Annotated in this window: 9 protein-coding genes and 1 pseudogene; 3 read left to right on the top strand and 7 right to left on the bottom strand. The window is 74.5% G+C overall.

The window, feature by feature from the left end:
• Nucleotides 1-74: 74 nt before the first annotated feature.
• Together ACFV8H_RS28655 and ACFV8H_RS28650 are read right to left on the bottom strand one after the other, a co-directional pair.
• Nucleotides 75-1331 carry an NAD(P)/FAD-dependent oxidoreductase gene (locus ACFV8H_RS28655; RefSeq protein WP_380405574.1) on the bottom strand — a complete coding sequence of 419 codons (1257 nt, stop codon included), beginning with the start codon at nt 1329-1331 and terminating at the stop codon, nt 75-77.
• 356 nt (nt 1332-1687) lie between these two features.
• A complete protein-coding gene (locus ACFV8H_RS28650) occupies nt 1688-3646 on the bottom strand; it encodes a hypothetical protein (RefSeq protein ID WP_380405572.1) in 1959 nt (652 codons plus the stop codon).
• A 585-nt stretch (nt 3647-4231) separates the two neighbouring features.
• Here ACFV8H_RS28650 and ACFV8H_RS28645 point away from each other — a divergent pair.
• On the top strand, nt 4232-4546 hold the full coding sequence (locus ACFV8H_RS28645; protein ID WP_380405631.1) for a hypothetical protein: 315 nt from the start codon (nt 4232-4234) through the stop codon (nt 4544-4546).
• Between the two features lie 20 nt (nt 4547-4566).
• Here ACFV8H_RS28645 and ACFV8H_RS28640 read toward each other — a convergent pair.
• The 5 genes and pseudogenes from ACFV8H_RS28640 to ACFV8H_RS28620 all read right to left on the bottom strand — a co-directional run.
• Nucleotides 4567-4623 (bottom strand): annotated as a pseudogene (locus ACFV8H_RS28640) (hypothetical protein); the annotation flags it as partial.
• Between the two features lie 111 nt (nt 4624-4734).
• A complete protein-coding gene (locus tag ACFV8H_RS28635; RefSeq protein ID WP_380405569.1) occupies nt 4735-4911 on the bottom strand; it encodes a hypothetical protein in 177 nt (58 codons plus the stop codon).
• Between the two features lie 705 nt (nt 4912-5616).
• Nucleotides 5617-6483, bottom strand: coding sequence for a DUF4184 family protein (locus ACFV8H_RS28630; protein WP_380405566.1), 867 nt, complete (start codon nt 6481-6483; stop codon nt 5617-5619).
• Between the two features lie 144 nt (nt 6484-6627).
• Nucleotides 6628-7581: a hypothetical protein gene (locus ACFV8H_RS28625; protein ID WP_380405563.1), complete on the bottom strand. Its 954-nt coding sequence runs from the start codon at nt 7579-7581 to the stop codon at nt 6628-6630.
• On the bottom strand, nt 7578-7904 hold the full coding sequence (locus tag ACFV8H_RS28620) for a PadR family transcriptional regulator (RefSeq protein WP_380405560.1): 327 nt from the start codon (nt 7902-7904) through the stop codon (nt 7578-7580). Before ACFV8H_RS28620 ends, ACFV8H_RS28625 begins: the two co-directional genes overlap by 4 nt.
• Before the next feature lie 287 nt (nt 7905-8191).
• On the opposite strand from ACFV8H_RS28620, the gene ACFV8H_RS28615 reads away from it, so the two are divergent.
• The gene (locus ACFV8H_RS28615) at nt 8192-9382 is read left to right on the top strand and encodes a M20 family metallopeptidase (protein WP_380405626.1); all 1191 of its coding nucleotides are present in this window, start codon (nt 8192-8194) and stop codon (nt 9380-9382) included.
• A 295-nt stretch (nt 9383-9677) separates the two neighbouring features.
• The gene (locus ACFV8H_RS28610) at nt 9678-11423 is read left to right on the top strand and encodes a putative Ig domain-containing protein (RefSeq protein WP_380405558.1); all 1746 of its coding nucleotides are present in this window, start codon (nt 9678-9680) and stop codon (nt 11421-11423) included.
• The last annotated feature ends 122 nt before the right edge of the window (nt 11424-11545 follow it).

The following is an 11545-nucleotide window of genomic DNA, read 5'->3' as shown; positions in this document are numbered from 1 at the left end:
CTGCTGGCTCCCTCGGCGGACTGGAACGACTGCTGCGGCAGTGCTGTGACGGACCATCGGACGGGCGGGGCGGCTCAGCCCGCTGGGTCGTAGATCCGCTGGTCCTGCGGCACTCCGGCGCTGTCGTAGAGGCGCTCCAGGGCGTCCGGCGCGTAGATCTCGTACCCCTCGACGATGCCGCCGATCAGGCCGAGCATCCGGTCGGTCCACTCCTGGGTGGCGCTCATCGCGGACATCGTGGCGCGGAAGAAGGGCGGCAGTTCGGTGAGTTCGCCGAGGGTGGTGGTGAAGTCGTAGACGTCGCCGCTCTCCTCGTCGCGGAGCTTGTTGTACTCGGCGAGCGCCTCCTCCATCGGCCGCTCCCCGGCCAGCCCCTGGTGGAGCCGGTCGGCCAGCAGCTGGCCGTGCAGGAAGGCGTCGGTGATGCCCCACCCGGTGTACGGGTCCTTGTGGTAGCCGGCGTCGCCGACCAGGGCCCAGCCCGGACCGTAGGCGCGGCGGTAGTAGTTGTCCGGGTAGCGCATCGGCTTGAAGTCCTCCACGCGCCGCCCCTGGTCCCGCAGTTGGACGCCCATCTCGGGGGACACGTCGTCGAACACGGCCTGGAAGCGGCCCTCGACGTCCTGGCGGAACTCCTTGAGCTGGCGGCGGGTGCAGATGGTCGCCAGCATCTGGAGCCCGTCGTTGGTCGGCCAGGTGCCGAACCAGCGCTCGTTCATGCCGGTCTTGTGGTGCAGGCCCCAGTCCTCCAGCCCGGTGTAGTAGGAGTAGTAGATGAACCCGGCGGCCGGGCGCACGTTGTAGAGCTCGGCTCCGGTGCGCTTGGCCACCGTCGAGTGGAACCCGTCGGCGCCGACCACCACGGTCGAGCGGAACTCCCGCTCCGGGCCGTCGCCTTCGCGGCCGCGGATACCGACCACCCGGTCGCCGTCGAAGACCAGGTCGGTCAGGGTGAAGCCCTCCAGCACCTCCGCGCCCGCCCGGCGGGCCGCGTTGACGAGGATCTCGTCGAGCACGGTGCGGCGCGGGCAGTAGACGGCGTCGACGCCGTCGACCGGCTCGGCGAAGCCGTTGAGCTCGATCCCGCGGTAGGCGTAGTGCATCGTGCGCAGCGCCGGCGTTCCGGCGCCGACGATCTCGTCGAGCAGCCCCCATTCCTTGAGCTTCAACAGTCCGGCCTGATGGATGTAGTGCGTCGACACGGAGTCGCTGGGAAACGAGGCCCGGTCCACCACCAGCACCCGGTGCCCCTGCCGGGACAGCAGCATGGCCAGCGGCGATCCGGCGCAGCGGGCACCGACAACAATGACGTCGTACACGAGATCCCCCACGGATTCGAATTGGTCACCCCACGGCGGCAACTGGCTCGCTCGAACACCCCGGCGACCGGCCCTCCGTATTGATCAGGAGGCTACGTAATCCCCTAGTGAAGGTCAAGAGTTGGTAGTGCCGAGGCAATTCCCCGGCTGTCTACGCGCCTCACCACCGGCGACTTGTCCGATCAAAAGCGGACATACCAGGGCACACATCTTGCTCACATTCCTGAGACATGTCATTTCTCTGATTACCCCGGTAATCACCGGCGGAAGGGCCCCGGAATCACTGGGGTGAAGTAACTCGTGAAGTTCGCAGGGGAATCCGGCCGCGCCGTGGCCGAAAATCACCGGAGCGGCCGGTGGCCCGGCCGCTACGCCGACCGGGCCCCCGACCGGGCCTCCAGCCGGGCCACGTGCCGGCCGGAGTACTTGCTGCCCAGCGCCGCGGACCGGCGGTACCAGGCGAGCGCCTCCGGGAGCCGGCCGACCTCGCGGAGCAGGTCGCCCATCTCGCGCAGTGCCCGGCGGTCGCCGTTGTCGACGCGGCCCTCGAGCCACGCGTAGGCGTCGTCCAGCCGCCCCGCGTCCCAGAGCATCCAGACGGCCTCCCGGTAGGCGTCCCGGATCCGGCTGTCGGCCGCCCTCGCGTACCAGGTCAGCGCGGTGTCGATCCGCTCGGCCTCCTGGTGGAGGGCGGCGATGTGCAGCAGCGCCGAGTCGTCCCCGTGCCGGGAGGCCTCCCGGTACCAGTGCAGCGCCCGGGCCGGCTGCTTCCCCAAGCGGTAGAGCGCGGCCGCCTGGTGCATGGCCAGCACGTCGGACAGTTCCGCCGCCCGCAGGTAGTACGGCAGGGCGCCGTCGAGGTCGCCCTCGGCCTTCAACAGGTCGGCCAGCGGCCGCAGGGCCACCTTGTCGCCGCCGCGGACGGCGCGCCGGTACCAGTCGATCGCCTCCTCGATCCGGTCCGCGGCCTGGAGGTGCTCCGCCGCCTCGCGCAGGGCGGTGGTGTCGCCGGCGGCCACCGCCTCCTCGTAGGAGCGCAGTCCGCCCTCCCGGTCACCGGTGGTCCAGCGCAGGTGGGCGGCCTCGCGGTGCGCCTTCTCGTCGCCGTCCCGCGCCCGGCCCTGCAACCACGCCAGGGCCTCGGGCGCCCGGCCGTGACGGCGCAGCACGGCCGCCGCCGAGCGCAGCGCCTGGCTCTTGCCACCCGTCTGGGCGGCGCGCTGGTAGAGGGTGATCGCCTCCTCGTCCTGCCCGTCGTGCTCCAGTTGCCGTGCCGCTTCCAACGCGGCGTGGGTGTCGCCGGCGTCGGCGCGCTCGCGCAGCCAGGAGATCGCCTCGGCCAGGTCGCCGCTCTCGCTGAGCAGGCTCGCCGCCGACCGGACGGCCTGGCTGTCGCCGGCCTCCGCCGCGGCCTGGTACCAGGCCACCGCCTCCCGCGGGCGGCCGGTCTCGTGCAGCAGGCGCGCGCCCACCACGAGCGTGTCGGTGTCCCCGGTGGTCACGGCCGTGTGGAAGGAGTACGCGTTGACCACGGGGTGGGCGCCGTGGTTGCTGGCCAGGAACTGCACGGCCGTCTCCTTGGCGGTGGCCTGGGCCAGCGACAGCCGGGGGTCCCGGTGCGCCAGGGCGGCCAGCCCGAGCAGCTCACTGCCCGTCAGGGAGTTGGGGACGTTGACGCCCGCCTCCTCGATCAGCATCAGGGCGGCGGCGTTCGGGAGCTCCTCGCCCCCCTCCCCCGTCAGCATCCGGGCGGAGTCGGACACCGTCCCGATCACCAGGACCGGGGCGCGGCGGGTGTCGGACAGCGCCTGCCTGATCTCGTCGTGGATCCGCTGGGCCGTCACCCCCTGGACGGCGTCCAGGTAGCGGTCGATCCGGTCCAGCCACACCACCGTCCTCGGCCCGGCCCCCGCCAGTGCCTGGAGCACCTGCCCGGTGTCGGAGGGATTGGCCGGGTACCACAGCCGCCAGTCGGCGGGCAGCGACCGCACCGCCTCCCAGCAGCTGCGCGTCTTGCCGGTCGACGGTGCACCGCGCGCGATGACGATGCCGCTGTGCCCGCCGACCCCCAGCCGCACCACGTCCAGCAGCGCCCGGTCGTGCAGCCGGTCCACGTACGGGGTCAGGGTCGGCAGGGTGTCGGGCATGTCCGGGAACGCGAAGGTCGGACGGACCCCGAGGGCGATCGGATCGAGCAGGTCCGCGACGGCGTGCCCGTACGGGGGCTCCGCCGCCGCCGCGATCCACAGGTTCCGGGCGCGCAGGGCCGCCTCCCCCGCCGCGACCGCCGCCCCGCCCCCCGCCATCCGGGCCAGCACCGACGCCACCGCCACCGCGTCGTGCGGGTTGGGCGGCAGCTGGGGCGAGCGCAGCAGCCGGCGGACGCTGTCCCGCTCCGGTGCGGCGGCGAGCGAGTCGTCCAGCCGGACGGCGCCCGCGATGTCCGCCAGGGACGGCGCGCCGGCCGCGAGGTACAGGTCGTGCAGGGCGTCCTTGAGGTCCCGCAGCGGCCCCGGCGGCGCCCACGGACGGGTCAGCAGCCGCGGGCGCCGCCGCCCCTCCCCGGTCGAGGGGGGGCGGCCGCCCCCCCCCCCCCCCCCCCCCCCCCCCCCCCCCCGCGCCCCCCCCCCCCCCCCCCCCCCCCCCCCCCCCCCCCCCCCCCCCCCCCGCCCCCCCCCCCCCCCCCCCCCCCCCGGGGGGGGGGGGGCCCCGGGGGGGCGAGCCGCCCCGGCGGCCCCCGCCCCCCCACCCGGTACGCGGGGGCCCGCCCGGCCCCCGCCGACGGACGCCCCGGCCCGACCGCGGGCGCCGCCGCCCCGCCGCCCCCCTCCTGCACGCGGTGCCACGCCTCGGCCCACACCCGGGCCGGGTAGCCGGCGGCCGGCGACCCCGGATAGTCCGCGATCACCCGCATGAAGACGCAGAACGTCCGCAACTGCGGCCCGCCGCGCTTGCGCAGCGCGTCGCTGAGCGTACTGCGGGAGAGCTGTTCACCCAGCTGCGCCGCCCGCACCTCCAGGCCGCGCAAGGACGGGTCGCCGCACGCCTTCCGCGCGATCCGCATGACCTCGCCGAGCTGGTGGGGCTCCACCAGGGTGTCCGGTTCGGGCCAGGCGTCGGCGCCGTCGGCCGGGGCGTCCGCCGCCGGCTGGCTCGCGGGCGTCTCCTGCCACAGCCGGTCGGCCTTGCGCAGCTCCGACGGCCGTCCGCCGCAGGCCCGTACGTAAGCCTCCACGACTCGCCAACTCGGCCTGGAAGCACCGGAGTCCGCACGCGAGAAGGTCGCGACGGAGAAGGGTTCCATGGCCTCGTAGGTCTTGCCGCTGCGCTCCCGCAGGCCGCGCAGGTACACGGCGAGCCGCTCCGCGAACGCACCGTCCGGCACCGCCTTCTTGTGCCGTCCCATGGCGCACGCTCACCTGCGCCGGCGTTCGCGGGCGACGGCGGCGACCAGCCGTCTGGTCAGCTCGGCCGCGGCGAAGACCGCTGCACTCGACAGGGCGATGATCGTCTCCGTGGACACCCCGGCCAGGGCGAGAACGACGACCGCGGTCAGAACACCCAACGCCAGGACGACGACCGAGACGGGCAACACACTGCTGCTCGCCGTCGTCCGCCGCGGACGCGGCACACTCATACGAAGTCCCTACAATCGAATTGACGTTCAATCGAGTCTTGAAGACCCGGACCGGAGATTGCAGCTCCCGCCCGGCACCCGCCGTTCATTCTCGGGTACGACGTGCCCCGCGAATTCCCCGAACGGCCCAATCGGCATTCCGCTCCGAAAGAACATCGCATGATCAACGGAGGTATCCGCAGCTCGCGGCCACCGTGAGCACCCCCGCACACGCCGGATCGCGCCCCTGTCCGGGTTTTCCGTCCCGACGGACACCGCCCCCGGGATTTCTTGCGCGCGAGTCCGGAACCCGCCGCAACAATCACGCCCGGCGGAACGGGAAAAGGCCCAGGTCATCCACCACCGAGGCGACCCCGTCCAGCGACGTCGCCACCATGCCGTCCGGCCCCGCAGCACGCAACTGGGCGTTCCGGCCCCGCTCCCCGCCAGCCTTGAACCCGATGTCCCGGTCGCGAGCAATCGACACCCAGGGACCACGGCCGCCCTCCGATGCAGCGGAGCCGGCCACCGCCCGGACCCAGCGTCCGGCCCTTCGGGGGCGCCCGGTGGGCGCCCCCGAAACGTCGAACGACAGCGAAGTCCTGGACGGCAGGCAGGACTTGTCGACCTGTCGGACGACCCGTCGGACGACCCATCGGGCGGCACGAGGGTCTGCCACGGTCAGGCCGTGGTACCGGCCTGTGCGGCGCCCGCGCGGCCGCGCAGTGCGATGGCCGCGTGGCGGATCCACCAGGCGCTGGTGTACAGCACCAGGGCGGCGATCAGGCCGGCGCCCGCACCCTTCGCCGCGTCGGAGAGCACGCCTTCGAGCAGGGCGTCCAGCGGCCGCCCGTCGGCCACCGCCTGCGGGCCGGCCAGCCACCACCAGGCGTGCGCGACCGCCCCGGTGGCCGTGCACAGGGCCAGCGCGAGCAGGATGCGGCGACGCCGACCGGTGACGGGCCGGGCGCCGGTGCGCAGCCGGGCCCGTCGGCGCCAGGCGAAGACCGCGATGGCCGCCAGGCCGCCGATGGTGCTGGCGTGTTGCAGGGCCCGGGCCCAGGTGAGGCTGCCGGCCAGGGTGGTGTTCAGCCAGGGCGCGCGGGTGACCACGAAGCCGTCGTAGTGGGTGAAGGAGTCCCAGACCAGGTGGGTGGCGAGCCCGATCACCGCGGACAGCAGGACCCAGCCGGCCCGCCGCACCATCGCTCCGGCCGTACCGCCCGTACCGCCCGCACCGCCCGACGACTGCAGCGCGGCGGGCGCCGGGAGCGGCAGCAGCGCGGCCAGCGGCCGCCACCCGGCCAGGAGGAGCGCCCACAGCGCGAGGGTGTACGGCAGGCCGACGGTGAGGGCGCCGGGCAGGGTGTGGGTGGTGGTGGCATTGGCGAAGGGCTCGTACCAGGACTGGGCGCTGACCGGCAGTCCGGTGGTGACCAGGAAGTACGGCAGGTCCGGCGCGACGGCCCCGGCCACCAGCGCGACCCGGCTGAACGGCGTCCGCAGCAGGGGCAGGACAGCCGCGGGGTGGGACATGGTGAACGGCATGGGCATCCTCTCGCGTGGGCCCGCCGGATCCGGTGGAGCCGACGGCCCGATAGTCCGTTGAACGGAATGCTACGTCAAACGGAGTAATACGTGCGCGACGAACCCCGCCGCTCGGCCGGGGGCCGCTCGGCGGGGTCGGGTTGTTCAGCGCCGGGCCCGCCCGAGGCGGCCGGCGAGCGGGACGGCCGCCAGGGCTGCCGTGAGGACGGTCGCCAGGACGGCGAGCGCGGTCGGGTCGCCCCAGGCCACCGTGCCGGCCTGGGCGAGCAGAAGCGGCGAGGCCAGGGCCAGGGCGGCCAGTTCGCGGGCGCCCCGGGAGCCGGTGCCCCGGGAGCCGGTGCCCTGAGAATCGCCGCCCCGAGATGCGCCGCCCCCGGCGCCGTTGCGCCAGGCGGTCACCGCCGCCGCCGCGGCGAGCACCAGCGGCGGCCAGCACCCGTAGTCGGTGCTGATCCAGGGCACGGCGTGCGCGGCGACGGCCGCCCGGGGCACCAGGACCAGCGCGACCGCCACCCCGGCCGTGCCCGCGCGGCCGGCCGCCAGGGCCTCCGTGCGCCGGTCCGGCGGGCAGCCGAGCAGCGCGGCCGCCGCCAGCACGGCTGCGGCCGGACCGGCCACCGGGTCGCCGAGGGCCGGCCCGCTGGCCACGGCGGCCGTGGCGAAGGCGAGCAGCCCGGCCACGGTGCAGGGCACGCCCGCCCGCCACCGTCCGGCCAGGGCGGCCGCCGCCCCCGCGAACACCAGCAGCGAGGAGAGCAGCAGTACGCCCCACACCCCGGACAGGTCGGATCGGAGCTGCACCCCCAGTGGGGCCGGCGAGGCGGCCACGGCGGCGTACCAGCGCAGCAGGTGCAGACCGCAGGCGGCGGCCGAGGCGGCCAGGACCAGCGGGTACGCCGCCCCGAGCATCCGTGCGGCGGCGGTGCCCGGGCCCAGTCCGGCGCGCAGCCGCAGCGCGTGCCCCGCCAGTTCCGCCGCGTCCCGCAGGCGCGGGCCCAGCGGCTCGCCGGCGGTCAGCTCGCGGTAGGTCGCGGCGATCTCCGCACCGTGGGCGCGGCGGTAGGCGGCGGGGTAGAGGCGCAGCAGGTGGTCGATCATGTGCCGGTCGCCGCCGGTCGGGCGGCGGACAGCCGACGGGTGGCCTCCCGGGCCGTCGCGGCCAGGCGGTCGGCCTCCGCGGCCAGCCGCTCGCGGCCGGTCGGGGAGAGGGTGAAGATCCGTCGGGCGCGGCCGTCGACGACCTCCTCGCGCTCGACCTCGATCAGGCCGTCGGCCAGCAGGCGGTCCAGTGCCCCGTACAGGGCTCCGGTGCGCAGGGCGACCCGGCCGTCGGTCATCGCCTTGATCTCCTGGGAGACGGCGTAGCCGTGCCGGGGGGCGTCCGCGAGGGCGGTCAGGACCATCACGGTGGGTTCTTGCATCACACGCTCACTCACCCCATGAAGATAGTCACTCCGTCGGACCATCTCAACGAAGCCCGAGGTCGGCCACGCCCCGGAGCGTTTCCCGTGGCGTCCGGACCGGATTCACGGCCCTCCCGTGTGCCGGGCCGGATCGGGGTGGGCAACCTCCGATCATGGCACCAGCCACCCCGGGCTCCCCCCGGTCCGTCCACCCCTGGAGGTCCCCCGTGTCCGACCTGTCCAGCACCACCCCCGGCGCACCCGGCGCGCCCGCCGCACCGTGGGAGCGGCTCGACCTGCCCGAACTGCTCCGCTCGGCCGCCCTCCTGCAACCCGAACTCGCGCTGCTCCGCCGGGAGTTGCACCGCCGCCCGGAACTCGAACTGGACCTCCCCCGGACCCAGGCCCGGCTGCTCGCCGCGCTCGACGGCCTCCCCCTGGAACTCACCCTCGGCAAGGGACTGAACTCGATCACCGCCGTCCTGCGCGGCGGGCGACCGGGCCCGAACGTGCTGCTGCGGGCCGACATGGACGCCCTGCCCGTACAGGAGGGCACCGAGCTGCCGTACGCCTCCGAGACCCCCGGGGTGATGCACGCCTGCGGGCACGACCTGCACGCGGCCGCGCTGGTCGGCGCCGCCCGGCTGCTGTCCGAGCGGCGCGCGGAGCTGGCCGGGAACGTGGTCCTGATGTTCCAGCCGGGCGAGGAGGGGGCGGACGGCGCCCGGCTGATGGTCGAGGCGGGCGTGCTGGACGCGGCCGGGGAGCGGGTGGTGGCCGCGTACGCCCTGCACGTGGCCGCCGCCATCCTGCCCAACGGGGTGGTCGCTACCCGCCCCGGGCCGGTGCTCGCCGCCTCCGACACCCTGCGGGTCACCCTGCGCGGGCGCGGCGGGCACGGCTCCAGCCCGCACTCGGCGCTCGACCCCGTCCCGGCGCTCTGCGAGGCGGTCCTGGCACTCCAGTCGATGGTGACCCGCCGGATCGACGCCTTCGACCCGGTGGTGCTCACCGTGGGCCTGCTGGGCGCCGGTACGGCGGCCAACGTGATCCCCGACGAGGCGCGGTTCGAGGCCACCGTCCGCTCCTTCTCGCCGCGTTCGCGCGAACTGGTGCGCACCGAGTCCCTACGGGTGGTGCACGGGATCGCGGCGGCCCACGGGCTGGAGGTGGCGGCCGAGGTGGAGCCCGGCTACCCGGTGACCGTCAACGACCCGGGGGAGACGGAGTTCGCATCCGGCCTGGCGGCCCGGCTGTTCGGGTCGGGGCGGTTCCTGGAGATGCCCCAGCCGATCGCCGGCTCCGAGGACTTCGGCGTGCTGGGCGAACTGGTCCCGTCGGCGTACCTGCTGCTCGGCGCCGTCCCGGACGACGGGCGCGACCCGTTCACCGCGCCCTACAACCACTCCCCGGAGGCCGAGTTCGACGACGGCGTGCTCGGCGACGGCGCCGCGCTGCTGGCGGGTCTGGCCCTGGGGCGGCTGGCCCGGGGGTAGCGGCCCCGCGCACAACCGATGCAGGGGTAGCTGCTCCCGTCGCCGGAGTCCGATGTCGCGGCCCTTGCCGGAGCCCTCGTTAAAGGCTTCGGCAAGGGCCGCGGCACGGGCGCGGAGGTCCGGTGGCCCAATGGTGTCGCAGCTGTGCAGGCTTCCGGCGAAAGGCCCGAGGGCGCACCGATGAGCCGTTTCGTCGCGTTCCGTTCAAGCGCCGATTACCCCATCATGGGACGGTGCCACTGCGCCTACGCGCGTAGCTCTCCCCTGCATCCCCACGACCCAAGGGACTTGACCCATGCTCAGACGCGTCAACGTGACACGCCCGCTCGCCCTGGGTGCCGCCGTCCTGACCGTGCTCGCCGTCGCGAGCACCGCCCCCCACCCGGCCGCGGCGGCCACCACCGCGACCGCGACGACGGCCACCACGACGGCCCCCGCCGCCGCGACCGCCACCCAGCACCGCGTCCTGTTCGACAACAGCAAGGCGGAGACCGCCGGCAACGCGGACTGGATCATCAGCACCAGCCAGCCGGACCCGCTCGCCGAGAACGCCAACCCCCAGTCCGGGACGGACTGGACCGGCGCCATCTCCAGCTGGGGCGTCGCCCTCCAGAAGACCGGCCAGTACAGCCTCAAGACCCTGCCGAGCGGCTCCAGCATCACCTACGGCACCGGCGGCGCGCTGGACCTCGCCAACTTCGACGAGTTCGTCCTGCCCGAGCCCAACGTCCGGCTCAGCGACGCCGAGAAGACCGCGGTCATGACGTTCGTCCAGAACGGCGGCGGCCTGTTCCTGATCTCCGACCACACCGGCAGCGACCGCAACAACGACGGCTGGGACTCCCCCGCCGTCATCAACGACCTGATGACCACCAACTCGGTCAACAGCAAGGACCCGTTCGGGCTCTCCGTCGACCTGCTCAACATCCAGACCGACAACCCCACCGCCGTCAACGACGCCACCGACCCCGTCCTGCACGGCCCCTTCGGCACCGTCACCGGCAGCATCATCCGCAACGGCACCACCTTCACCCTCAAGCCCGCCGACAACCCCGCCGTCAAGGGCATCGTCTACCGCACCGGCTCCTCCGGCACCACCGGCGCCTTCTTCGCCACCAGCAGCTTCGGCAAGGGCCGGGTCGCCGTCTGGGGCGACAGCTCCGCCATCGACGACGGCACCGGCGAGCCCGGCAAGACCGTCTACAACGGCTGGGACGACCCGGCCGGCACCGACGCCGCCCTCGGCCTCAACGCCACCGCCTGGCTCGCCGCCGGCGGCAGCGGCAGCACCACCGGCAGCGTCAGCCTCACCAACCCCGGCGCCCGCACCGCCACCGCCGGCACCGCCACCAGCCTCCAGCTCTCCGCCACGGACACCGCCGGCGGCACCCTGGGCTACAGCGCCTCCGGCCTGCCCGCCGGGCTGAGCGTCAACGCCACGACCGGCCTGATCAGCGGCACGCCGACCACCGCCGGGACGTACTCCGTGACGGCCACCGCGACCGACTCCACCGGCCCGTCCTCCTCCGTCACCTTCACCTGGACCGTCCAGCCCACCGGCGGCGGCAGCGGCTGCACCGCCGCCCAGCTGCTCACCAACCCCGGTTTCGAGGCCGGTTCGACGACCGGCTGGACGGAGACCAACACCAGCGGCACCAGCACCATCAACAGCAGCTCCAACGAGCCGCCGCACTCCGGCAGCTACGACGCCTGGCTCGACGGGTACGGCAGCACCAACACCGACACCCTCGCCCAGACCGTGACCCTCCCGGCCGGCTGCAGCAGCTACACGTTCAGCTTCTGGCTGCACATCGACACCGCGGCCAGCAACACCACCGCCTTCGACAAGCTGACCGTGACCGCCAACGGCACCACCCTGGCGACCTACTCCAACGTCAACGCGGCCGCCGGCTACCAGCAGCACAGCTTCAACCTGTCCGGCTACGCCGGCCAGAGCGTCACCCTCAAGTTCTCCGGCTCCGAGGACTACACCAAGCAGACCTCCTTCGTCCTCGACGACACCGCCGTCAACGTCTCCTGAGCCACGGCCGGGGGGGGGGCCCCCCCCCCCGGGGGGGGGGGCCCGCGCCCCCCCCCCCCCCCCCCCCCCCCCCCCCCCCCCCCCCCCCCCCCCCCCCCCCCCCCCCCCCAACCCCCCCCCCC

This window comes from Kitasatospora sp. NPDC059827 (assembly GCF_042731675.1).
Lineage (GTDB): Bacteria > Actinomycetota > Actinomycetes > Streptomycetales > Streptomycetaceae > Kitasatospora.
The sequence above is the reverse complement of the archived record's forward strand: the minus strand, read 5'-3'. Positions and strand labels throughout refer to the sequence as shown.